This window comes from Streptomyces sp. M41 (assembly GCF_043673425.1).
In the GTDB taxonomy this organism is placed as follows: Bacteria; Actinomycetota; Actinomycetes; order Streptomycetales; family Streptomycetaceae; genus Streptomyces.
In genome coordinates, this window is the sequence record NZ_JBIMKE010000008.1 from 68,525 (window position 1) to 91,358 (window position 22,834).

General features: G+C 69.0%; 18 protein-coding genes and 2 tRNA genes. 14 read left to right on the forward strand and 6 right to left on the reverse strand.

The window, feature by feature from the left end; translation table 11 throughout:
* The first annotated feature begins 86 nt into the window (after positions 1 to 86).
* Entirely contained in the window at positions 87 to 668 is a 582-nt protein-coding gene (locus ACHBTE_RS13465; RefSeq protein WP_394723997.1) for a biotin transporter BioY, read from the forward strand.
* Positions 669 to 829: 161 nt separating this feature from the next.
* On the opposite strand, the gene ACHBTE_RS13470 is transcribed toward ACHBTE_RS13465, so the two are convergent.
* Complete coding sequence (locus ACHBTE_RS13470) at positions 830 to 1,558, reverse strand: LPXTG cell wall anchor domain-containing protein (RefSeq protein ID WP_394723998.1); 729 nt, start codon at positions 1,556 to 1,558, stop codon at positions 830 to 832.
* A gap of 304 nt (positions 1,559 to 1,862) precedes the next feature.
* Between ACHBTE_RS13470 and ACHBTE_RS13475 the strand changes: the two genes are divergently transcribed.
* Positions 1,863 to 3,938: a protein kinase gene (locus ACHBTE_RS13475; RefSeq protein ID WP_394723999.1), complete on the forward strand. Its 2,076-nt coding sequence runs from the start codon at positions 1,863 to 1,865 to the stop codon at positions 3,936 to 3,938.
* 67 nt (positions 3,939 to 4,005) lie between these two features.
* Here ACHBTE_RS13475 and ACHBTE_RS13480 read toward each other — a convergent pair whose 3' ends face one another.
* Complete coding sequence (locus ACHBTE_RS13480; RefSeq protein WP_394724000.1) at positions 4,006 to 5,472, reverse strand: amino acid permease; 1,467 nt, start codon at positions 5,470 to 5,472, stop codon at positions 4,006 to 4,008.
* Positions 5,473 to 5,699: 227 nt separating this feature from the next.
* Here ACHBTE_RS13480 and ACHBTE_RS13485 point away from each other — a divergent pair, with 227 nt between their 5' ends.
* Both ACHBTE_RS13485 and ACHBTE_RS13490 read left to right on the forward strand, forming a co-directional pair.
* Positions 5,700 to 6,188: a ribose-5-phosphate isomerase gene (locus ACHBTE_RS13485; protein WP_394724001.1), complete on the forward strand. Its 489-nt coding sequence runs from the start codon at positions 5,700 to 5,702 to the stop codon at positions 6,186 to 6,188.
* A gap of 80 nt (positions 6,189 to 6,268) precedes the next feature.
* Positions 6,269 to 7,078, forward strand: coding sequence for an Fpg/Nei family DNA glycosylase (locus tag ACHBTE_RS13490; RefSeq protein WP_394724002.1), 810 nt, complete (start codon positions 6,269 to 6,271; stop codon positions 7,076 to 7,078).
* 22 nt (positions 7,079 to 7,100) lie between these two features.
* On the opposite strand, the gene ACHBTE_RS13495 is transcribed toward ACHBTE_RS13490, so the two are convergent.
* On the reverse strand, positions 7,101 to 8,357 hold the full coding sequence (locus ACHBTE_RS13495; protein ID WP_394724003.1) for a GNAT family N-acetyltransferase: 1,257 nt from the start codon (positions 8,355 to 8,357) through the stop codon (positions 7,101 to 7,103).
* A 162-nt stretch (positions 8,358 to 8,519) separates the two neighbouring features.
* Between ACHBTE_RS13495 and ACHBTE_RS13500 the strand changes: the two genes are divergently transcribed.
* Together ACHBTE_RS13500 and ACHBTE_RS13505 are read left to right on the forward strand one after the other, a co-directional pair.
* Positions 8,520 to 9,698: a PP2C family protein-serine/threonine phosphatase gene (locus ACHBTE_RS13500; protein WP_394724004.1), complete on the forward strand. Its 1,179-nt coding sequence runs from the start codon at positions 8,520 to 8,522 to the stop codon at positions 9,696 to 9,698.
* A gap of 17 nt (positions 9,699 to 9,715) precedes the next feature.
* Positions 9,716 to 10,234 carry an HD domain-containing protein gene (locus tag ACHBTE_RS13505; protein WP_394724005.1) on the forward strand — a complete coding sequence of 173 codons (519 nt, stop codon included), beginning with the start codon at positions 9,716 to 9,718 and terminating at the stop codon, positions 10,232 to 10,234.
* A 27-nt stretch (positions 10,235 to 10,261) separates the two neighbouring features.
* On the opposite strand, the gene ACHBTE_RS13510 is transcribed toward ACHBTE_RS13505, so the two are convergent.
* Positions 10,262 to 11,392 carry an acyltransferase family protein gene (locus tag ACHBTE_RS13510; RefSeq protein WP_394724006.1) on the reverse strand — a complete coding sequence of 377 codons (1,131 nt, stop codon included), beginning with the start codon at positions 11,390 to 11,392 and terminating at the stop codon, positions 10,262 to 10,264.
* Between the two features lie 611 nt (positions 11,393 to 12,003).
* On the opposite strand from ACHBTE_RS13510, the gene ACHBTE_RS13515 reads away from it, so the two are divergent.
* Together ACHBTE_RS13515 and ACHBTE_RS13520 are read left to right on the forward strand one after the other, a co-directional pair.
* Positions 12,004 to 12,198: a hypothetical protein gene (locus ACHBTE_RS13515; protein ID WP_030044846.1), complete on the forward strand. Its 195-nt coding sequence runs from the start codon at positions 12,004 to 12,006 to the stop codon at positions 12,196 to 12,198.
* A 592-nt stretch (positions 12,199 to 12,790) separates the two neighbouring features.
* Positions 12,791 to 12,988: a hypothetical protein gene (locus tag ACHBTE_RS13520; protein ID WP_394724007.1), complete on the forward strand. Its 198-nt coding sequence runs from the start codon at positions 12,791 to 12,793 to the stop codon at positions 12,986 to 12,988.
* 69 nt (positions 12,989 to 13,057) lie between these two features.
* Here ACHBTE_RS13520 and ACHBTE_RS13525 read toward each other — a convergent pair.
* Positions 13,058 to 13,128, reverse strand: a tRNA-Gly gene (locus ACHBTE_RS13525).
* 131 nt (positions 13,129 to 13,259) lie between these two features.
* On the opposite strand from ACHBTE_RS13525, the gene ACHBTE_RS13530 reads away from it, so the two are divergent.
* The 5 genes from ACHBTE_RS13530 to clpX all read left to right on the forward strand — a co-directional run bounded on the left by ACHBTE_RS13530 (position 13,260) and on the right by clpX (position 18,065).
* Positions 13,260 to 13,336, forward strand: a tRNA-Pro gene (locus ACHBTE_RS13530).
* Positions 13,337 to 13,590: 254 nt separating this feature from the next.
* Positions 13,591 to 14,985, forward strand: a complete 1,395-nt coding sequence (tig, locus tag ACHBTE_RS13535; RefSeq protein ID WP_394724008.1) for a trigger factor — start codon at positions 13,591 to 13,593, stop codon at positions 14,983 to 14,985.
* Positions 14,986 to 15,244: 259 nt separating this feature from the next.
* Complete coding sequence (locus tag ACHBTE_RS13540; RefSeq protein WP_394724169.1) at positions 15,245 to 15,850, forward strand: ATP-dependent Clp protease proteolytic subunit; 606 nt, start codon at positions 15,245 to 15,247, stop codon at positions 15,848 to 15,850.
* Between the two features lie 70 nt (positions 15,851 to 15,920).
* On the forward strand, positions 15,921 to 16,601 hold the full coding sequence (locus ACHBTE_RS13545) for an ATP-dependent Clp protease proteolytic subunit (protein ID WP_394724009.1): 681 nt from the start codon (positions 15,921 to 15,923) through the stop codon (positions 16,599 to 16,601).
* A 180-nt stretch (positions 16,602 to 16,781) separates the two neighbouring features.
* Positions 16,782 to 18,065 (forward strand): ATP-dependent Clp protease ATP-binding subunit ClpX, encoded by a 1,284-nt coding sequence (gene clpX, locus ACHBTE_RS13550; RefSeq protein ID WP_394724010.1) that lies wholly within the window; start codon positions 16,782 to 16,784, stop codon positions 18,063 to 18,065.
* 805 nt (positions 18,066 to 18,870) lie between these two features.
* On the opposite strand, the gene ACHBTE_RS13555 is transcribed toward clpX, so the two are convergent.
* Entirely contained in the window at positions 18,871 to 19,836 is a 966-nt protein-coding gene (locus ACHBTE_RS13555) for a hypothetical protein (RefSeq protein ID WP_394724011.1), read from the reverse strand.
* Between the two features lie 136 nt (positions 19,837 to 19,972).
* Between ACHBTE_RS13555 and ACHBTE_RS13560 the strand changes: the two genes are divergently transcribed.
* On the forward strand, positions 19,973 to 22,597 hold the full coding sequence (locus ACHBTE_RS13560) for a valine--tRNA ligase (protein WP_394724012.1): 2,625 nt from the start codon (positions 19,973 to 19,975) through the stop codon (positions 22,595 to 22,597).
* Positions 22,598 to 22,834 lie beyond the last annotated feature (237 nt).

The window sequence follows — 22,834 nt, forward strand, 5'->3', positions numbered from 1 at the left end:
TTTGTCGACCAGTGACGGTGATCGCGGCACGCTCCCCGGGATAGCGTCACAGCGTCCCGTACCGCCCCTCACCTCGCGGAGTCCCCATGAGCACCGCTGCCGCCGCCCCCGCCCGCACCGGCCAGGTCCTCGCCGACCTGCTGCCGGCCTCCCGCGTCCGCGACATCGCGCTGGTCGTCGGCGGTGCGGTGTTCACCGGCCTCGCGGCCCAGATCGCGGTGCCCGTGCCCGGATCCCCGGTGCCGGTGACCGGCCAGACTCTCGCGGTGCTCCTCGTCGGCACGGCCCTCGGCGCCGGCCGCGGCTTCCTCTCCCTCGCCCTGTACGCGCTCGCGGGCATCGCGGGCGTGCCGTGGTTCGCGGACGGCACCTCCGGCGCCGCCGCCCCGTCCTTCGGCTACATCCTCGGCATGATCCTGGCCTCCACCGTCGTCGGTGCCCTGGCCCGCCGCGGTGCCGACCGCACCATGCTGCGCACGGCCGGCGCCATGCTGCTCGGCTCGGCGATCATCTACGCGATCGGCGTCCCCTACCTCGCCCTCGCCACCGGCATGTCGGCGTCCGCCGCGATCGCGGCCGGCCTCACCCCGTTCCTGATCGGCGACGCGCTCAAGGCCGCTCTCGCGATGGGAGCCCTGCCCACGACGTGGAAGCTGCTGGACCGTTGACGCGGCGACAGCTCTCCCGGTAGTTCGCACGGCAGAGACTCGTCTCCAGGTAGTTCGCACGGCAGAGACTCGTTTCGCGGTAGTTCGCACGGCAGAGGCGCGCCCGGTCGTCGTCGCCACTCGACTTCGGCCCGGCGAGCCTCTTCGCGTCCCGGCGTAACTCAGCTCTGCCGCGCCCGCCCCGGCCGCCCCAGCCGCGACCACCACAGCCCGGCCCCGCCCGCCGCGATCAGCGCCGCACCGGCCGCGCCCAACGGCAGGACGTCACGGCCGAGTCCGGTCTTGGGCAGCTTGTCGGCGCCCGGCGCGACCGGCTCGTTGTCGGTGCCGAGGAGCAGCGGGGTGGCCGGGGCGTCGGGCGACGGGTTCGTCGTACCGAACGGCACGGGGCCCTGCTGCCAGTACGTCTTCTTGCCGTCGGCGCTCTGGACGGGCAGGCAGATCTTCCCCGCCTTTTTCAGGTCGTACGTCGCCTCGACGGCGTACGACTTCGACTCACCCGCCGGGAGATTGTCGAGAGAGCAGGCGAAACCGCTGTTCGAGCCCTCCGGGAGACTGCCTTTCTCGATCGCCGAACATCCCTCGACATTCTTTACCGTGAGGCCGTCGAACCCGACGACCAGAAGCTTTGTCTTTCCGCTGTCCTTGGTCCCTTCGTTCTTCACCGTGGCGGTGATGTCGGTGGTCCCCGAACTGTTGTCCACCGAGATTTTCTCGGGCAGCAGAGTGGTCAGTTCGACCCCCGCCGGTGCCTCGTCGATGACCTTTCCACCCTTGCTGCTCCCGGTGTCCCCCTCGTCCGCGTCGGCAGTGCCGGAAAGGATCACCACTGCCGAGAAAGATGCCGCGACCAGCGATCCCGCGATGGTCTTCGTGCGACGAGAACTCATGTTCGTCCCCCTTGTCTGCGCCTGAATTCGCAGTACTTGAAAGAGGTACCACAAGATTTCTCCGCACTATGCTGGTACCGCCTGAAGTGTGACCATTGTGTTTCAGTCGGGATGTCGGGGGACGTCCTGGGAGCGGTCGAGGGGGTGCAGCGGATTGCCGGGGAATGGGGAGAACAGGGGAGACGCGGGAAACGCGGGAAGTGCGGTGAACGCGGGAGGCTCGGGAAATACCCGGAGCGGTGGGATTCCCGGTTTTCTGGTGACGGGGCGATACCGGCTGGTCGAAAGCATCGGCCAGGGGGGAATGGGGCGTGTGTGGCGGGCCGTCGACGAGGTGCTCGACCGGCTGGTCGCCGCGAAGGAGATGCGCATCGACGGCCTGGACCCGGAGGACACCCGTACCCGCCGCGAACGCACACTGCGCGAGGCCAGGGCGACGGCGAGGATCGACCACCCCAATGTCGTACGGGTCTACGACGTCGTCGACGAGGGCGAACGCCTGTGGATCGTCATGGAGTTGGTGGCCGGCCGTTCCCTGGAACGCATCATGGCGGAGGAAGGCCCGCTCACTCCCCATGAGGCGGCCCGGATCGGCCTAGGGCTGGTCGCGGCCCTGCGCCAGGTCCACGCCCGAGGTGTGCTCCACCGTGACATCAAGCCGGGCAACGTCCTGGTGGAGTCGCAGGAGACGCGCGGGCGGGGCCGGGCGGTGCTGACCGACTTCGGCATCGCGGCGATCCAGGACGCCAAAGCCCTGACGATGGTGGGCATGCTGGTCGGCTCGCCCGACTACATGGCCCCCGAGCGCATCTCCGGCCGCCTCCAGGGACCGCCCTCCGACCTCTGGTCCCTGGGCGCCACGCTCAGCGCGGCCCTGGCCGGCCGCTCACCCTTCGCCCGCGACACGACGCTGGCGACCCTGCACGCGGTCCTGTACGAGGAGCCCGAACTCCCGCCGACGGCAGGCCCCCTGCGCCCGCTCCTCGCCGCCCTCCTGGACAAGGAACCCGCCCACCGCCCCGGTCTCGACGACCTGGAGTCGGCCCTGGAGCCGGTGGCGTTCCTGCCGCCCACACCGACGATGCCGGTCGCGGTCGTGGCGGCGCCTCCGGAAGGGGGGACACCGGAGGTAGGGAGCGACACCGGTGAGGTCGGGACGCCTGCGCCGACGCCGCCGGGGGAGAGCGGGCCCGAGGAAGAAGGACGAGAGCCGACGACCGAGGCCGGGCCCGGTCAGGAGCGGACGTGGCCGGGGAGCGCGGATTCCGTGCGCCGCCCCGAGCCGGAGCCCACCCCGACGCACGTCACAGCTCCCACCCCCTCCCCGGCAATCGAAGCCCCCGACCACCTTCCGAGCCCCGCAACCCCCCCGGAGGAATCCCCCACCCCCGCCCTCCCGGAAGCCTCCCGCGTCCCGCCCCACCCCGACCCTCGGCAACCGCACCCACGCCCGCACCCACACGCGGACCCGCCCCCGTCTGCGCACCCGGACCACGGCAAGCGCGACGCGATACCGCCAACGCCCTTGCCGCACCCCGGAAACACCTCCCCCACCGCCGATCCGGACCCCTCGCCCCGCCGCCGCAGCGGCGTCTCCTTGGCGCGCTCCGAAGCGGTGACCGAGCAGCGGCCGGCACCGGAGCCCGGGCAAGTTCCCGGCGCCCAGGGGCCGTACAGCACCGCCATGCCGCCCGGCGAACCCCCCGGCCCGGCGGTTCCGGCCCGCCCGCGCCCCCGCCCCCGACCCGGGCGCGGGCGTCGGCGTAGGAACCTCGTCGTGGCCGTCGGTGTGGCCGCCGCGGGCGCCGTCGTGACGGTGGTGCTGGTGACGAACCTGGGGGCGCCGAAGGACGACGACCGGGCGGACGGCTCATCGACAGCACCGTCCGTCTCCGCCGAGTCCTCCCCGGGCAGCAGCCCGTCGTCGACGGTCGAGGGCACTTCGAGGCCGCAGAGCCTGCCGCCCGGCGCACACCGTGAGGCGGGCGGCTTCGCGTGGGCGCCTCCCGAAGGCTGGCGGCGGAACGTCAAGACCGGCTCGGAGGTGCACTACACCTCACCGGACGGCATGCAGGAACTGGCCGCCAAGTCCTCCCTGGCCCGCGACGACCTCATGGACTCCTGGCAGGAGTCGGAGCAGAACGCCCAGCAGGGCAAGGACTACAGCAAGATCCGCCTGGAGCGGACGACCTTCCGCGGGCGCCCGGCGGTCGTCTGGGAGTACACCTTCACCCTCCGGCAAGAGCCCTGGCACGCCCGGTTGCTCGGCTTCACCGTGGACGGCAGGACGTACCAGATCAACACCTGGTACCACCCGGACATCGAGGCGCAGGCCATGAGGACGTACGAAAAGGTGCGAGACAGCTTCACCGTGCTCTGAGAAAAGGAGGGGCGGCAGAGGCGCGCGTGCACGCACCCCCGCCGCCCCTCCACGAGGAGCCGTCGGCTCAGCCGGTCTTGACCTCGTCGCGCGCCACCTCGGAGGCGGCGGCCTCGACGGTCGCGGGACGGCTGCCGGCGACCTTCTGCTTGATGAAGGCGACGGCCAGGACCAGCGCGGCCACGAGGAGGGACAGCAGCACGGTCTTGCGGCCGTCGTGCTCGGTGTCGGTCAGCATGTAGCCGAGGACGAACACGATCAACGCGGCCGTCGCCCAGGTCAGGTACGGGTACAGCCACATCTTCACGACGAGCTTCTCGGGCGACTCGCGCTGGATGATCTTCCGCATCCGCAGCTGCGAGAAGCAGATCACCAGCCAGACGAACAGCGCGACCGCACCGGAGGAGTTGACCAGGAAGAGGAAGACGGAGTCCGGGAACTTGTAGTTGAAGAACACGGCCACGAAGCCGAACGCGACCGACGCGAGGATCGCGGTTCGCGGCACGCCGTTGCCGGTCGTGCGGGCGAACGCCTTCGGCGCGTCACGGCGCTGGCCGAGGGAGAAGGCCATGCGGGAGGCGGTGTAGAGGCCGGAGTTGAGACAGGACAACACCGAGGTCAGCACGATGAAGTTCATGATCTGACCGGCGTGCGGGATGCCGAGGGAGTCCAGCGCGGCGACGTACGAGCCGTCCTTGGCGATCGCCTTGCTGTCCCAGGGCAGGAGGGACACGACGACGAGGATCGAGCCGAGGTAGAAGACGGCGACTCGCCAGATGATGCTGTTGGTGGCCTTGGTGACGGCCTGCTGCGGGTTCTCCGACTCGCCGGCGGCGAGGGTGGCGATCTCGCTGCCCATGAAGGAGAAGACGACCAGCAGCACACCGGTGAGGATCGCGCCCGCCCCGTGGGGCAGGAATCCGCCGTGCGAGGTGAGGTTGCTCAGCCCGGCCTGGTCGCTGTCGACGCCCGGGAGCACCCCGAACACGGCCAGTCCGCCGATGACGATGAACGCGGCGATCGCGACGACCTTGATGCCGGCGAACCAGAACTCGAACTCGCCGTAGGAGCCGACCGAGACCAGGTTGGTGGCGGTGAGCACCACCATCACGATGAGGGCCCAGGCCCACTGCGGCACGGACGGGATCCAGCCCTCCAGGATCACCGCACCGGCGGTCGCCTCGACGGCCAGCACGACGACCCAGAAGAACCAGTACAGCCAGCCGATGGAGAAGCCGGCCCAGCTGCCGAGCGCCCGGTCGGCGTGCGCCGAGAAGGAACCCGAGGTGGGGTTGGCCGCGGACATCTCACCCAGCATCCGCATCACCAGCACCACGAGCGTGCCGACGAGCGCGTACGAGAGGAGGATGCCGGGCCCGGCGGTGGCGATACCGGAGCTGGACCCGACGAAGAGCCCGGCGCCGATGACACCGCCGATGGCGATCATCGAGAGGTGGCGGTTCTTGAGTCCGGCCTGTAGGCCATGCCCGCCTGCGGCCGGTTCGGCCGTCTTCTGGCTCGGCTGCGAAGTCATGGAACGGATTTCCTTTGCGCCGTTGGAGAGGTTTTCCCGTACCAGCGGTGTACGAGTCGCACGAGCGATGTACGAGTCGCACCAGTGAATCGGAGGAGAATGGTTTCGGGAACCTTTGATTCGGGATTGTTACTTGAGGTTTCCTTGAGGTTCTATGGTCTGGGTCACAATCGAGGTGATCGGCACCCGGCGCTGCTGCCCCGGAACCGCCGTGTCACACTCGTGCCATGCGCGTGTATCTCGGCTCCGACCATGCGGGCTTCGAACTCAAGAACCACCTCGTCGACTGGCTGAAGGCGGCGGGCCACGACCCGGTCGACTGCGGTCCCCACATCTACGACGCCCAGGACGACTACCCGCCCTTCTGCCTCCGCGCGGCGGAGAAGACGGCCGCGGACCCCGAGGCGCTCGGCATCGTGATCGGCGGCTCCGGCAACGGCGAGCAGATCGCCGCGAACAAGGTGAAGGGCGTCCGCGCGGCGCTCGCCTGGAGCGAGGAGACGGCGTCGCTGGGCCGCCAGCACAACAACGCCAACGTCGTCGCGGTGGGTGCGCGCATGCACACGCAGGACGAGGCGACGAAGTTCGTCGAGACCTTCCTGGCCACCCCGTACTCGGGTGACGAGCGCCACACCCGCCGCATCGCCATGCTGGCCGACTACGAGACGACGGGCGACCTTCCCCCGATCCCGGCCCACCACCCGCAGCAGGACTGACCGCCGGCCCTACCGGCCGCAGACAGGACGGACCGACCCGGGGCCGGCGCGAGCCCCGGGGGCTGGAAGGAACAGGCACCGTGCCAGAGGGGCACACCATTCACCGGTTGGCGCTCGACTACGCCGACCGCTTCCTGGGCACGTCCCCGCGGGTTACCAGCCCCCAGGGCAAGTTCTCCGACGGAGCCGCCCTGGTCCACGGCGCCGAGCTCACCCGCACCGAGGCCCACGGCAAGCACCTCTTCCTCGGGTTCCGGGACACCGACTGGATCCACATCCACCTCGGCCTCTTCGGCAAGGTCACCTTCGGCGACGCCCCCGCGCCCCCGCCCACCGACACCGTCCGGCTCCGCCTCGCCGACAGCACGTCGTACGTCGATCTGCGCGGCCCCACCACCTGCGCCCTGATCACCCCCGCCGAGAAGCGGGCGATACACGACCGCCTGGGCCCGGACCCGCTGCGCGACGACGCCGACCCGCACGCCGCGTACCGCAGGATCTCCCGCAGCCGTACGACCATCGCCGCCCTGCTCATGGACCAGAAGGTCATCGCGGGCGTCGGCAACGTCTACCGTGCCGAGGTCCTCTTCCGGCACCGCATCGACCCCTACCGCGCGGGCAGGGACATCACCCCCGCCCAGTGGGACGCCATCTGGACGGACCTCGTCGAGCTGATGCGCGAAGGCGTCCGCAACAACCGCATCGACACCGTCCGCCCGGAACACACCCCCGAGGCCATGGGCCGCCCGCCCCGCGTCGACGACCACGGCGGCGAGGTCTACGTCTACCGCCGGGCCACCCTGCCCTGCCACATCTGTGGCGGCGAGATCCGCACCGCCGACCTCGCAGCCCGCAACCTCTTCTGGTGCCCGGACTGCCAGACCCCGTAAGGCACTTGCTCCCGCTTCCCGCTCAGAAGCCGTGCGGCAGCCACGGCGCGACGGAAGACCCGAAGCCCACCGAAGCCTCCGCCAGCGCCCCCCGCCGCAGCTCACGCACCCGCCCGGCGGCGCCCAGCGCGTCCAGGCTCACACCACCGAGGTAGGCAGCCCCCAACTCCCGTACGGACAGGGCGAGATCGGCCGGGTCCGTCGTACGCTCGCAGGACGCCCCCTTGGCGTTCCCGCTCAGCCGCCAACGCCCGGTGTTCCAGGGGCAGAAGGCGTCCTCGACGTCGAACACCACGTCCACCGGCGCCTGATACGTGCGCGCCGCGAGCGCGGCCCCTACGTCCACCAGCCGTACGTGCAGGGCGTCCTTCACCCGCACCACGCACCGCCGCAGGTCCGAGACCTGGTGCTGCCATGCCTCGTCCGCCGGCCGCGACCACGCCTTCACCGTGGACGTCAGGTCGATGCCGAACAGGAACCGCCACAGCGCGGCCTCCGCCGCCGGGTCCAGCGCCTGGACGTCCCGCACCAGCACCGTGCCACACGGGCCGTTGCCGTCCCACTCCGGCTTCACCCTGAAACGCGCGTAACCGACGACCTCGCCGTCCCGCTTCGCCAGCACGCACTGGATCGGCGAGCCGCCCTCCCGGTCGCTCTCCGGGTCGAGCAGCCCGAGCCGTTCCCACCCGGGCAGCCGCGCGATCATCCCCGGCCGACCGGGCACCTTGCGCGCGTACACCGCCTCGCACGCGTCGACGACATCGGCCGCCACGGCGTACCGCAGACGTACGTCATCGGTGCCGGGCGGCACGGACAGCCGTACCCGAGCCGTGTCGATCTCGGCGCTCACCTGGAAGGTGCCGACGCCGTAGCCGAACCGGCCGTAGATCTCCGGCTCGGACGCGGTCAGCACCGCGAGCGGCCAGCCCCACTCGCGCACGTCGTCCAGCTGCCGGCGCATCATCGACGTCAGGACGCCCCGCCTGCGGTGGGTCGCGGCGACACTGACCATCGTGACCCCGGCCGCGGGCACGGCTGCACCGCCGGGCACGGTGACCCGGAAACTGAACGCCCCGGCCGTCCCCACGCACACGTCCCCGTCCCAGGCGCCGATGGAGCGGTCGAGCTCGGTGAGCGAGTTCCACAACTCCCGCTCCTCAGCCGCTTCCGGAACGCCGCCGAAGCCGCGGATCAGCGTGTCGTACCAGGTGTTCCACTCGTCCTGCCGCAGCACCCGCAGCTCGGGGAGGCCGGTGTCGCTCGCACTGTCTTTCGCCATGAACCATGCCTACCAGGGCATTGCAGGACGAGCGAGGGAATTTCTCTTTGGCGGCGGCAAGGCGGCTTTCCGTGAAGTTCACTGTGAAGTTGAACCTCGGACGGGGGACAAGTGGGACCTCCCGTGCCAAGCAGCTGGTCCGATGGATAGGGTCCCGAACTAATGGCAGCAGGACGAGACCGCCGCACGGTGGCCGAGACGTTCACGGCCCGGTTGAAGATGCAGTGGCACCGGGCCCGTGTCGGCATGCGCAGAAGCGCCGTGGACTACTTCCGCGGCGACGGCTCGGACTGGATCGCGCTGGCCGGCCTGCTCCTCATGGTGCCCCTGATCTGCGCCCTCACGATGGCCAACCCGGTGTGGTTCTCCCCGGCCGCGCTGGTGCTGCCGATCGTGGCGGGCGGACTGCTGCTGCGCCCGGCGAGCCTGCTGGGCCTGTACGCGGCGGCGGCCACCGCCCTCATCGTGGAGTCGGTACAGCTGGGGCCGTACACCGAAGGGCCGTCGAGAGTCACCCCCGGTGTGGTCCTGGTCGTGGCGGCCTGCGGTTTCTTCGGGCTGCTCATCGCGCAGTTCCGCAGCCGGGTGGGCGTGCCCTGGCGGCGCGGCGGCACCATGCTGTTCGACCTGCGTGAACGTATCCGCGTGCAGAGCGAGCTGCCCGGCCTGCCGCACGGCTGGCACCACGAGATGGCCCTGCGCCCCGCTGGCGGCCAGTCCTTCTCGGGCGACTTCGTGGTGGCGGCGCGCACCAACGGCGGACGCACACTGGAGGTCGTCCTGACGGACGTGTCCGGCAAGGGCATGGACGCCGGCTCCCGGGCCCTGCTGCTCTCCGGTGCCTTCGGCGGCCTCCTGGGCAGCCTGCCCCCGCACGCGTTCCTCCCTGCGGCCAACGGCTATCTCCTGCGCCAGGACTGGGACGAGGGCTTCGCGACCTCGATCCACCTCGTCCTGGACCTGGACTCCGGCGACTACGAGCTCTACTCGGCGGGCCACCCGCCGGGGCTGCAACTGAGCGCGGGCACCGGCCGCTGGGAGGAGAAGGCGGCCGAGGGCCCCCTCCTCGGCGTGTACGACGGGGCCCAGTTCGACCCCGTCAAGGGCACGCTGCGCCCCGGCGACGTACTGATGCTCTTCACCGACGGTCTGGTCGAGACGTCCGACCGCGACATCGTCGAGGGCATCGACCGCCTCACCGGCGAGGCCGACCGCTATGTGGCCGGCGGCTTCCACGGAGCCGCCTGGCATCTCATCGAGGCCGTCGCGAAGGACGTCAACGACGACAGGGCACTGCTGCTGATCTGCCGCGAGGGCCCCACGGCCACGGCGGCCCGCTGAGCCGCGACACTGGGGGGATGACCGAGACACCCCAGGGCGATCAGCCGGAGAAACAGCGGGAGCGGCCGGTGAGGCAACGGGAACAGCTGTCCCTCGCCGAAGTGGAGGCCGTCGCCCGAGCCGCTCACGCCGACCAGACGGACAAGGCCGGCCGCCCCTACACCGAGCACCTGAAGGCCGTCGCCGACGGTGTACGGGCCCGGGGCGGCGACGACGACCAGATCGCGGCGGCCTGGCTGCACGACGCCGTGGAGGACGACGCGCTGTCCGACCGGTGGCTGGAGGAAGCCGCGCTGAGCCGTCGTACGAAGGACGTCGTGCGCGCCGTCACCAAGCGGGCCGGGGAGTCGGCCGAGGCGTACGCGGGGCGCATCCTCGCCACGCCGGGCGCGCTGTTGGTGAAGGAGGCGGACCTGGCGCACAACGCGGATCCGGTGCGGCTCGCGGTCCTGGACGAGGAGACCCGGAAACGACTGACCGAGAAGTACGCACGGATGCGCGCACTTCTCGGTCTGGTAGGTCGGAGTTCGTCCTGATCGTCCTGATCGTCCGGAACTTCCGTATCAGGCGTTGACCTTCTCGCGTGGCGCCACGCCCTCGCGCCGCTCGCGCTCGCGGGCCAGCTCCGCCGCGTCCCGCTTGAAGGCCCACTCCATCTTGGGCTCCATCGCGAACCGGAACGCCCGCTGCACCGGCTTGGTGCACAGCAGGGTGACACCGGCCGCCGCGAGAACGCTGACGAAGATCGCGCCGAGCGGGGTGTGCAGCCAGGCGGCCTCGAACCAGCCCTGGTAGTCACCGGCCTTCACGACGAATCCGTGCAGCAGATAGCCGTAGAGCGTGCCCGCGCCGAGCGCCGTGAACCACATGTGGCGGCGTGGGACCCAGGCGAAGAAGCAGGCCGTCAGCAGCAGCGAGCAGCCGAACATCGCCAGCACCATGACCGGGCCGGTCCACCACGGCGCGCCCAGCTCCTGGGCGGAGTCACGGTGGTAGAACCACGCGGTGTTCATGCGCGGCACCGCCCAGTACCCGACGACCAGCGCGACCAGGCCCACCGGCACCGACAGCATCCGCACCGTGCGGGTGCGCACCATGTGGAAGTGCTCCGCCTTCATGCACAGGCCCAGCACGAAGTACGGCAGGAACTGAAGGACCCGCTGGAGGTCGAGGTCGTCGCCGATCTCCGGGGTCACCGTCGCCGCCATGGCGAGGCCGAGCGCGATCGGCAGCGGCCAGCGCACCATCTTCCAGATGGGGGTGGTCAGCCGCCAGATGAACAGCGCGCACAGGAACCAGGTCAGGTACCACGGGTCCAGGATGGAGATGTCCTGGCTCGGGTCGTCGTCGATCCAGCGCTTGAAGAGCGGATAGGCCGCCTCGAAGAGGATGTACGGCACCGCGACACCGGTGATCAGCCGCTTCATCCGGCTGGGGCTCGCGTCGAAACTGCGTGAGAAGAAGCCGGAGATGATGATGAACGCCGGCATGTGGAAGGTGTACACGATGGTGTACACGGTCTCCAGGAGCCGGCTGTCGCCCTTGATGGGCTCCCACGCGTGTCCTATGGCGACCAGCACGATCGCCAGGTACTTGGCGTTGTCGAAGAACGCGTCGCGCTGCTTGGCGCCGGCGGTCGCGGATCTCTCGTTCGCCTGAGCCTTCTTGTTCTGCGGCGAGCGCGGACTCGGCACTCCGTCCGCCGACGACTCTGCCGGGGGGAGTGGCGCTCTGTTGTGGCCGTGCGGGCGCAGCGAGTTCGTCACAGACCCTCCCGCCGGAATCCGGGGGAGTCGATCCAAGACCTGGCTGCGCATGCGGGGGACGAGGCAGCGTGGAACATCTGAGGCACCCTAGCGTTGCCAGTGGGATTTCGTAAAACCTGCGAGGTCATTACCGGTTATTGCAGTCGACGTCATGTGTGCAGCGAACATGCACCTGCTGGACGCCTGTTGGGCGACCGCCTTGTCCGGATTCATCCTGACTAAAAGGTGCATATGGCCAGGAGGCGGCTCCGGTGTAATGATCAGTGCGCGGTAAATTCGAAATCCCTGCGAACACGTTGTGTGGCATTGGAAACGATCCCGTCGAATTCCCGCTGCGGGTGTCCTCTCGAAATGCTGTGCGGGCACAACGCGAGAGGTCGGTGCGCGCGGTGGACGCGCACAGATCCGGCACAGGTGTGGCGAACGAAACGTCATGGGCCGCATAGCGGGGCCTGGTTGGTGGCACGATGGTTCTGGCGGGGTGCGCGGGGTTGCGTCCCCGGGCCGGGAGAGCGGACCGACCGAGGGTGTGATCTGTTGTGGCCATTTCGCTGTCAGTGGTGTTGCTGTTGGCGATCATCTTGGTGGTGTTGATCCGTGGCGGTTCCCTGAAGGCCGGCCCCGCCGTCGTCGCCGTGCTGTTCGGCTTCTTCCTCGCCTCGACCGGCATGGCCGACGACATCCAGCGCTTCCTCAACTCGATAGCGGAGACCATCAACTCGATCCAGTTCTAGGTCCACGGGGCGGCCCGGAAACGTACGGATACCCCCGATCGTGATCGTCGAACGACCCGGTCGGGGGCGTCCGGACGCCGCTGCGCGAGACGGACCCGTGGAGCTGGGCTGACCACCGCATCGAGACCCGCCTCGCCTCCGACGGCATGGGCGCGGTGCCCCTGGGTCCGTTCCGCCCCGGAGGCCACCTCGCCCTCACGGCTGCGCACACGCAGCACGCCGACGACGACGAGTTCCGCACCCGGTTCCGCCGTGCGGTGGCTGCATCGGGTCAGCGGCACCTTCCCCGCCTCCGTCGCGCCCCTCGGCCGCAACGCCCTACCCACCCCGGCAACGACCTCGACAGCCACGCTCACCGCAACGGCCCGCTCCCGCCGTCCGAGTTGCGGCCCGTTCGGCAGCCCGATCCCTTGCGAGACGGCGTGAAGCGGCGCCCTCTCGCCCGTCGTCCACCCCCTGTGCGCAGCCTCCCGGCCCAGCGCCGGGTCATCCTGCCGGACGCCGACGGCACCGGCGGACGCCTCGGCGCTCGGTGTGCTCGGTGGCCGTGGGGGCCCTGTGAAGCCGCCGACGCATGGGCGATCATGAGCCCATGAATCTTGCATTACGCCGCACAGCGGCCTCAGCGGCCCTGGCGACCGGCATCGGCGTCGCAGCCTGGCTGGTCTTCGGCTCCCCCCAGAGCTGGGAGGGCACCTTGAGATGGCTCCGCCACGGCCTGGCCCTGGCATCCCTGGGCACCATCACCCTCGCCGCCCGCTGGATGTTCCCCGGAGATCCAAAGAGCTGAACACGGCCCCCGGAAACACTCAGGGCCAGGCCGAGGAATCATCCTCTGACCTGGCCCTGAGTCGTACAGAGCGGGCGACGGGAATCGAACCCGCGTAGCTAGTTTGGAAGACTAGGGCTCTACCATTGAGCTACGCCCGCACAGCGACGCGCCGCAGGTCGGTGACCGCGGCACTGAAGGCATCGTAGCGGGTCGGGACCCCTTGTCGCACACCCCGTAAATGCGGCGTCCCCACTGTCGGCGGGCATGTACCCTACGTGTCGCACCAGCACGGGGTGTGGCGCAGCTTGGTAGCGCGTCCGCTTTGGGAGCGGAAGGCCGTGGGTTCAAATCCCGCCACCCCGACCATGACCGGCCACGCCGCCCGCGACCGGCCCCCACCGGTTCCAGGGCCGCCCGGTCGCCCCAGGCCAGACGCGGGACGACCTCGGACGATCGCGTCCCGTGATCGCCTTTGGGGGCGTGTCGCCGCTGCCGTTACTATGCAAGCTGCACGCCCGTGTGTCTCTCCGTACGAAGTACACGATCCTCCGGGCGGCGAATCCGCCGGACCAGTCTGGCTCCGGCAGAACCCAAGAAGTCAGCCACAAGGAGACCGAACCGTGAAGAGCGCCGTGGAGACCCTGAACCCGACCCGGGTTCGGCTCACTGTCGAGGTGCCCTTCGAGGAGCTCAAGGACAGCCTCGACGCGGCGTACAAGAAGATCAACCAGCAGGTCACGGTGAAGGGCTTCCGCAAGGGCAAGATCCCGGCCCGCGTCATCGACCAGCGGTTCGGCCGTGGCGCCGTGCTGGAGGAGGCCGTCAACGACGCGCTCCCGAAGTTCTACACCGAGGCGGTCAACGAGGCCGAGCTCAACGTCCTCGGCCAGCCCGAGGTCGACATCACCGAGCTGAAGGACGGCGAGACGCTGAACTTCACCGCCGAGGTCGACGTCCGCCCCGCCATCGAGATCCCGGACTACTCCGGCATCGAGGTCGAGGTCGACGCCGTCGAGGTCACCGACGAGGACGTCGAGAAGTCGGTCGAGCAGCTCCGTGAGCGCTTCGCCTCCACCTCCCCGGTCGAGCGCGCCGCCGAGGACGGCGACGTCGTCACGATCGACCTGGAGGCCAAGGTCGACGGCGAGGTCCTCGAGGACGGCGTCGCGAGCGGCGTCTCCTACACCATCGGCTCCGGCGAGCTGCTGGACGGCATCGACGACGCCGTGAAGGGCCTCGAGGCCGGTGGCGAGGCCACCTTCACCTCCGAGCTGAAGGGCGGCTCTGCGGCCGGCAAGGAGGCCGAGGTCACCGTCAAGGTCACCCAGGTCGCCGCGCGTGAACTGCCCGAGCTGGACGACGAGTTCGCGCAGCTCGCCTCCGAGTTCGACACCCTCGACGAGCTGAAGGCCGACAGCCGCAAGCGCCTCGAGAACATGAAGCAGTACGACCAGGCCACGCAGGCCCAGGAGCGCGTCCTGGAGAAGCTGCTGGAGCTCGTCGAGGTGCCCGTCCCCGAGAAGCTGCTCGAGGACGAGGTCAACACCCGCAAGCACAACCTGGAGCACCACCAGCTCGGCCAGATGGGCCTCGACCTCGAGAAGTACCTCGAGATCCAGGGCAAGACGGTCGAGGAGTTCGACGCCGAGACCAAGGACGCCGCGGTCAAGGGCATCAAGACCCAGTTCGTGCTCGACGAGCTCGTCAAGCAGGAGAAGCTGAACGTCAGCCAGGAGGAGCTCACCGAGCACCTCATGCGCCGCGCCGCTTCCTCCGGCATGTCCCCCGACCAGTTCGCCCAGGCGGTCGTCGAGGGCGGCCAGGTTCCGCTCCTGGTCGGCGAGGTCGCCCGCGGCAAGGCCCTGGCCGTCGTGGTCGAGAAGGCCACGGTCAAGGACACCGACGGCGAGATCATCGACATGTCCGACGAGGACGAGGTCGAGCAGGCCACCGAGACGGTGGAGGCCGCCGAGGGCACCGCCGACGAGGCCGCCGAGGCGAAGACCGAGGGCTGAGCCCACGGCACCGCAGCAGCACGTGGAAGGGCCCCGGGGACGGACGACGTCCCCGGGGCCCTTCCGTCGTCCGGCGGGCGGGTGCGCTCGCGCGGCGCATGCGCTCACAGCGAACACTCCCTGAACCGGGATTGCGGCACAGGGCCACCGCGTTAGGGTCCATGAGTATGAGGGCAGGGGAGTCCCCGTTGCCCACGCAGAAGACGTGAGACGGCCCGGCGCCGTCGTAAGACGAGCAGGTGGATACGTGACGAATCTGATGCCCTCCGCCGCCGGCGAGCCTTCCATCGGCGGTGGCCTCGGCGACCATGTCTACAACCGACTGCTCGGCGAGCGGATCATCTTCCTCGGCCAGCCGGTGGACGACGACATCGCGAACAAGATCACCGCACAGCTGCTGCTCCTTGCCGCCGACCCGGACAAGGACATTTACCTGTACATCAACAGCCCGGGCGGTTCGATCACGGCCGGCATGGCGATCTACGACACCATGCAGTACATCAAGAACGACGTGGTGACCATCGCCATGGGCCTCGCCGCCTCCATGGGCCAGTTCCTGCTGAGCGCGGGCACCCCGGGCAAGCGTTTCGCGCTGCCGAACGCCGAGATCCTGATCCACCAGCCCTCCGCGGGCCTGGCCGGTTCGGCCTCCGACATCAAGATCCACGCCGAGCGGCTGCTGTACACGAAGAAGCGCATGGCCGAGCTCACGGCCCTGCACACCGGCCAGTCGGTCGAGCAGGTCACCCGTGACTCGGACCGCGACCGCTGGTTCGACGCGAGCGAGGCCAAGGAGTACGGCCTCATCGACGACGTGATCGCCACGGCCGCCGGTATGCCGGGCGGCGGCGGCACCGGGGCCTGAGCCCCAGCGGATGGCCACAGCGCCCCCGCACAGCCCCCAGCCGACCGCCTCAGCCCCTAGGAGACAGACAGTGAACGACTTCCCCGGCAGCGGCCTGTACGACCGCACGCGAGCCCAGTACACGGGTCCCGCCGCCGAGTCCCGCTATGTGATCCCGCGCTTCGTCGAGCGCACCTCGCAGGGCATCCGCGAGTACGACCCGTACGCGAAGCTCTTCGAGGAGCGCGTGATCTTCCTCGGCGTGCAGATCGACGACGCCTCCGCCAACGACGTCATGGCGCAGCTGCTGTGCCTGGAGTCGATGGACCCCGACCGGGACATCTCGGTCTACATCAACAGCCCGGGCGGCTCCTTCACCGCGCTCACGGCCATCTACGACACGATGCAGTTCGTGAAGCCGGACATCCAGACGGTCTGCATGGGCCAGGCGGCCTCCGCCGCCGCCGTCCTGCTGGCCGCGGGCACGCCCGGCAAGCGCATGGCGCTGCCGAACGCGCGCGTGCTGATCCACCAGCCGTTCAGCGAGACCGGCCGCGGTCAGGTCTCCGACCTGGAGATCGCCGCCAACGAGATCCTGCGGATGCGCTCGCAGCTGGAGGAACTGCTGGCCAAGCACTCCACCACGCCGATCGAGAAGGTCCGCGAGGACATCGAGCGCGACAAGATCCTCACGGCCGAGGACGCGCTGTCGTACGGCCTGATCGACCAGATCATCTCCACCCGGAAGATGAACAACGCCGACGTTCGCTGACGCGGACCGGGTATTGTCTGCTGCCCCTTGGCACGGTTTGGGACGGTGCACGTCAAAGTGAACCGCGCCAAGGGGGGCCCGAACCGGGGGCCAGGCAAGGTACCGTCGGACATAAGGCAGCACCAGGAGCCGCTGGATCCGAAACGTCCAGTCGTCTCCCAGGCGAAGGGGAAGCACACCGTGGCACGCATCGGTGACGGCGGCGATCTGCTCAAGTGCTCGTTCTGCGGCAAGAGCCAGAAGCAGGTCAAGAAGCTCATCGCAGGCCCTGGTGTGTACATCTGCGACGAGTGCATCGATCTCTGCAACGAGATCATCGAGGAAGAGCTCGCGGAGACCAGTGAGGTCCGCTGGGAGGAACTGCCCAAGCCGCGCGAGATCTACGAGTTCCTCGAGGGGTACGTGGTCGGCCAGGAGGCGGCGAAGAAGGCCCTCTCCGTCGCCGTCTACAACCACTACAAGCGCGTCCAGGCCGGTGAGAACGGCGGCGCCCAAGGGCGCGACGACGCCATCGAGTTGGCGAAGTCCAACATCCTGCTGCTGGGCCCCACCGGCTCCGGCAAGACCCTGCTCGCCCAGACCCTGGCCCGCATGCTGAACGTCCCGTTCGCCATCGCCGACGCGACGGCGCTGACGGAGGCCGGATACGTCGGCGAGGACGTAGAGAACATCCTGCTCAAGCTGATCCAGGCGGCCGACTACGACGTCAAGAAGGCCGAGACCGGGATCATCTACATCGACGAGATCGACAAGGTCGCCCGGAAGAGCGAAAACCCCTCGATCACGCGTGACGTGTCCGGTGAGGGCGTCCAGCAGGCCCTGCTGAAGATCCTCGAAGGCACGACGGCCTCGGTCCCGCCGCAGGGCGGTCGCAAGCACCCGCACCAGGAGTTCATCCAGATCGACACGACGAACGTCCTGTTCATCGTGGGCGGCGCGTTCGCCGGTCTGGAGAAGATCATCGAGTCCCGGGCCGGCGCCAAGGGCATCGGCTTCGGCGCCACGATCCGCTCCAAGCGGGAGCTGGAGGCCAAGGACCAGTTCGAGGACGTCATGCCCGAGGACCTGGTCAAGTTCGGCATGATCCCCGAGTTCATCGGCCGCCTCCCGGTCATCACCAGCGTGCACAACCTGGACCGGGAAGCCCTCCTCCAGATCCTGGTCGAGCCGCGCAACGCACTCGTCAAGCAGTACCAGCGCCTCTTCGAACTCGACGGCGTGGAGCTGGACTTCGAGCGTGAGGCCCTGGAAGCCATCGCCGACCAGGCCATCCTCCGCCAGACCGGCGCACGCGGCCTGCGCGCCATCATGGAGGAGGTCCTGATGTCGGTGATGTACGAGGTGCCTTCCCGCAAGGACGTGGCGAGGGTCGTCATCACGGCGGACGTCGTCCACTCGAACGTGAACCCGACCCTCATTCCGCGGGACGCGCGCCGCGGGCCGGGCGAGCAGAAGTCGGCGTAGGCAATTAGGTCAGAGCGGTGGGCCGGGTGAGTCACTGAGCGGTTGCTGAAGGCCCGTCGTACGGCTCAATGAGAGAAGGCCGCCCCTGGCTGTGCCAGGGGCGGCCTAACTCCTACCTGGTGCGGCTGCTCTCTAGGCCCACGAGCAGGCCTTGAAGGCGTGTTGCTGCCTCACGCCAAGCCTCATGAGCGCGTTCCAGCACTCCGGGTTGGGTACGTTACCCGGAAGGGCGAACCAGCTGCAGGCTATTTTTGTCTTAGGCCCTATCGTGTACAGTCCGTAGCTCTTCAAGACGCCTGTGCACTGAGCGACGTTGGCGGATGCGGGCGTTGCTGTCGCCAGCGGGATGATAGTCCCCGCAACTACAAGACCTGCCACGGCAAATGCTCGCTTGAGCACGTTAGATCCCCTCGATGCATTTCGATGCCCTGGTCATGGGCATGATCAGCATAGCGGATCATCGGTTAGCATGTCCGTTCGCTTGGATTGGAGCCCAGGGTCCTCTGATGCGCGGCCATTCGCGAGCGGTCCTGGAGTCATCGCGGAACAGGACGCCCCTTGCCAGACGGGCGCGGCCTGCACGCCGCCATTCGCAGGAGCGGGGCGGGAGTAGAGGCGAGGTAGCCGCCTTCGTAAATTCGTAATGCCTGGGAGTGCGAGCGAATTCGAGCGCCTTTCGGTGCACTCCAGAAAAATGATTAGGTCATGTGCGCGCTCTATTCCCCGGCGCAGTCACGGCTGTAGTGACATCCCGCATGAGAGGGGCCCAACCACAACGTTGAGCCCCGCTCATGAGGGAGAGGCATTAGGCTTTCTGGCGCACGTCATTGCGGAGCTTGACGGCCAGGTCAGCGGTGTCATCGATAGAGTTGCCATCCCCGCTGGCAAGATCGGCCAGACCGAACGACGTCACTACGGCGACGGTACTGTGATCACCCCAGACGCACATGGGCATCTTGAAGCTTTCCGGGGCACCGGCGCTCGCGCCCGACGGGTCGTTGTTCGTGATCTCGGCTTCCTGGCACTTCATGATGCCGTTCTTGAAGCCCGACGGCGAGACCTCCTCGGGGCTGCCGATGAGCTTTCCGGTGCTGCTGTCGCCGCTCTGGTCCTTCTCGGACTCTGTCTTCAGCTTCGCGAACATCGCATCGACCACGGCTTCCGGGTCGTCAATGGTGCCGTAGACGCCGCTGAAGGAGAGGTTCTTCGCGCTGAGCCCCGTGCCCTTGACGTAACCCGCGCTGACGTCCTGGGGGTCCTTAACCCCCCACTTCTCGAATTCCGCCTTGTCATCCCCGGTCATCGAGTCTGCGGAGGCGGCGTTGTTCGACTTCTTGTACTCGCCGTTCAGCACCGTCGCCGGCGTGGTCAGCTTGTGCGCGCCGTCGTCCTCGACGCCGCCCGCGCCGGCACCCCCGCCGATCAGGAAGTACGCGCCCACGCCGATCGCCGCCACGACCGCCACCGCGCCGATGATCAGGCCGGTCTTCTTGCCGCCGCCGGCCGGAGCCGGGGGCTGGGGCATGCCGTACGGGGCCTGGCCGTAGGGCGGCTGGGGCTGCTGGCCGTACGGGTTCGGCTGCTGGGGCGGGACGCCCGGGGCCTGCTGCGGGTAGCCGTAACCGGGCTGGGGCTGGGGCGGCGGAGCCTGCTGGGGGTAGCCGTAGCCGGGCTGGGGTGCCTGCGGCTGCTGGCCGTACGGACCCGGCTGGCCGTACGGACCGGGCTGCTGGGGCTGCCCGCCGTACGGGCCCGGCTGGTTGTAGCTCATTTCTGGGTTCCCCTCCAGATGCTTATGCGTTCACGACATCCTGGCGCAAAGCCAACGGGCGCACGGCATCGGGGGGTGCACCGTTACAGAACAAACGCGTTTCGGGACACGCCCGCGACACCCCTAAACTGAGCGCGTGACCGAGAACGCTCAGCAGCAGCCACCAGCGCCCAGCACCGAACTGCCGACCCAGTACGCGCCGGCCGACGTAGAGGGGCCGCTGTACGAGCGCTGGGTAGAGCGCGGTTACTTCGCGGCGGACGAGAAGAGCGAGAAGCCGCCGTACACCATCGTCATCCCGCCGCCGAACGTCACGGGCAGCCTGCACCTCGGGCACGCCTTCCAGCACACGCTGATGGACGCCCTCACCCGCCGCAAGCGCATGCAGGGATACGAGTCGCTGTGGCTGCCGGGCATGGACCACGCCGGTATCGCCACGCAGAACAAGGTCGAGCAGCAGCTCGCCGAGGAGGGCAAGTCCCGGCACGACCTCGGCCGCGAGGAGTTCGTCGAGCGCGTCTGGCAGTGGAAGGAGGAGTACGGCGGGAAGATCCTCGGCCAGATGCGTCGCCTCGGCGACGGCGTCGACTGGAACCGCGAGCGGTTCACCATGGACGAGGGCCTGTCCAAGGCCGTCCTCACCATCTTCAAGAAGCTCTACGACGACGAGCTGATCTACCGCGCCGAGCGCATCATCAACTGGTGCCCGCGCTGTCTGACGGCGATCTCCGACATCGAGGTCGAGTACCAGGAGGACGACGGCGAGCTCATCTCCATCAAGTACGGCGAGGGGGACGACACCCTGGTCGTCGCCACGACGCGTGCGGAGACCATGCTCGGTGACACCGCCGTCGCCGTCCACCCCGACGACGAGCGTTACCGGCACCTGATCGGCAAGCGCATCAAGCTGCCGTTGACCGACCGCCACATCCCGGTCGTCGCCGACAGCCATGTCGACCCCGAGTTCGGCACCGGCGCCGTCAAGGTGACCCCGGCCCACGACCCGAACGACTTCGCCATCGGCCAGCGGCACGGCCTGGAGTCGATCACCGTCATGGACGAGCGCGCGGTCATCACCGCGCACGGCCCGTTCCAGGGCCTGGACCGCTTCGAGGCCCGCAGCGCCATCGTCGGGGCGCTGCGCTCGCAGGGCCGGATCGTCGCCGAGAAGCGCCCGTACGTCCACTCCGTCGGCCACTGCTCGCGCTGCAAGACCACCATCGAGCCGCGCCTTTCCATGCAGTGGTGGGTCAAGGTCGGCCCGCTCGCGAAGGCCGCGGGTGACGCGGTCCGCGACGGCCGGGTGAAGATCCACCCGGAGGACATGTCGAAGCGCTACTTCGACTGGGTCGACAACATGAACGACTGGTGCATCTCGCGCCAGTTGTGGTGGGGCCACCGCATCCCGGTCTGGTACGGCCCGGACGGCGAGATCGTCTGCGTCGGACCCGACGAGGAGCCGCCGACCGGCGAGGGCTGGACGCAGGACACGGACGTCCTCGACACCTGGTTCTCCTCCGGCCTGTGGCCGTTCTCCACCCTGGGCTGGCCCGAACAGAGCGCGGACCTGCGGAAGTTCTACTCGACGGACGTCCTGCTGACCGGCCACGACATCATCTTCTTCTGGGTCGCCCGGATGATGATGTTCGGTCTGTACGCGATGGACGGCGAGGTGCCGTTCAAGACCATCGCGCTGACCGGTCTGGTCCGCGACGAGCGCGGCAAGAAGATGTCGAAGTCCTTCGGCAATGTCGTCGACCCGCTCGACTGGATGGACAAGTACGGCTCCGACGCCGTCCGCTTCACCCTGGCCCGCGGCGCCAACCCCGGCACGGACGTGCCGATCGGCGAGGACTGGGTCCAGGCGTCGAGGAACTTCGCCAACAAGATTTGGAACGCCACGCGGTTCGCCATGATGAACGGCGCGACCGTCGAGGGCCCGCTCCCCGACCCGGCGGACATGTCGGCGACGGACCGCTGGATCCTGTCCCGCCTGAACAAGACGGTCGCCGACGTCGACGCGTTCTACGAGGACTTCCAGTTCGCCAAGTTGTCGGACGCGCTCTACCACTTCGCGTGGGACGAGGTCTTCGACTGGTACGTCGAGCTGTCGAAGACGACGTTCGCCGCGGGCGGCGCGAGCGCCGAGGTCTCCAAGCGCGTCCTCGGCGAGGTCCTGGACGTCACGCTGAAGCTGCTGCACCCGGTGGTCCCGTTCGTCACCGAGACCCTCTGGACGACGCTCACCGGCGGCGAGTCCGTCGTCGTCGCCGACTGGCCCGGCGACAGCGGCTTCCGGGACGCGGCGGCGGAGCAGGAGATCGCCGTTCTCCAGCAGGTCATCACCGAGGTCCGCCGCTTCCGCGCCGACCAGGGCCTCCAGCCCGGCCAGCGGGTCCCGGCCCGTCTGAAGCTGGACGGCACCGCACTCGCCCCGCACGAGCCGGCCATCCGCCAGCTGCTGCGCCTCCAGCCGGAGGGCGAGACCTTCTCGGCCACGGCGACCCTGCCGGTCGCGGGCGCGGAGGTGGCCCTGGACCTCTCCGGCGCGATCGACGTCGCGGCCGAGCGCAAGCGCCTGGCCAAGGACCTCGCCGCCGCCGAGAAGGAGAAGTCCCAGGCCACGGCCAAGCTCGGCAACGAGGCCTTCCTGGCGAAGGCCCCGGACCAGGTGGTCGACAAGATCCGCGGCCGACTGGCGAAGGCGGACGAGGACATCGCCCGGATCACCGCGCAGCTGGAGAGGCTCCCGCAGGCGTAGGTGTCGCGTACGGCAGTCACGGCCCCCGGTGCTTTCCAGCGCCGGGGGCCTTCACGTACGGCGGGGGCGCGGGGAACACCAGGGCGCACCGGAAACACCAGGGGCGCGGTGAACCACGCGACCAGCCGAAGGCGCGGGGACCCGCGCGACCAGCCCTCACCGACCCATGAGCCGCCCGCCGACCCGCACACCCCAGTCCTTGGGCGCGCTGTCAGTCGCCCTCCGTAGACTGGCCCC

Bases quoted from the DNA above. Each gene is read 5' to 3' on its own strand.
- ACHBTE_RS13495 (WP_394724003.1), bottom strand. From the start codon at position 8,357: ATGGCGAAAGACAGTGCGAGCGACACCGGCCTCCCCGAGCTGCGGGTG.
- ACHBTE_RS13475 (WP_394723999.1), top strand. From the start codon at position 1,863: ATGGGGCGTGTGTGGCGGGCCGTCGACGAGGTGCTCGACCGGCTGGTC.
- ACHBTE_RS13470 (WP_394723998.1), bottom strand. From the start codon at position 1,558: ATGAGTTCTCGTCGCACGAAGACCATCGCGGGATCGCTGGTCGCGGCA.
- ACHBTE_RS13480 (WP_394724000.1), bottom strand. From the start codon at position 5,472: ATGACTTCGCAGCCGAGCCAGAAGACGGCCGAACCGGCCGCAGGCGGG.
- ACHBTE_RS13505 (WP_394724005.1), top strand. From the start codon at position 9,716: ATGACCGAGACACCCCAGGGCGATCAGCCGGAGAAACAGCGGGAGCGG.
- ACHBTE_RS13485 (WP_394724001.1), top strand. From the start codon at position 5,700: ATGCGCGTGTATCTCGGCTCCGACCATGCGGGCTTCGAACTCAAGAAC.
- ACHBTE_RS13555 (WP_394724011.1), bottom strand. From the start codon at position 19,836: ATGAGCTACAACCAGCCGGGCCCGTACGGCGGGCAGCCCCAGCAGCCC.
- ACHBTE_RS13465 (WP_394723997.1), top strand. From the start codon at position 87: ATGAGCACCGCTGCCGCCGCCCCCGCCCGCACCGGCCAGGTCCTCGCC.
- ACHBTE_RS13500 (WP_394724004.1), top strand. From the start codon at position 8,520: ATGGCAGCAGGACGAGACCGCCGCACGGTGGCCGAGACGTTCACGGCC.
- ACHBTE_RS13520 (WP_394724007.1), top strand. From the start codon at position 12,791: ATGAATCTTGCATTACGCCGCACAGCGGCCTCAGCGGCCCTGGCGACC.
- ACHBTE_RS13540 (WP_394724169.1), top strand. From the start codon at position 15,245: ATGCCCTCCGCCGCCGGCGAGCCTTCCATCGGCGGTGGCCTCGGCGAC.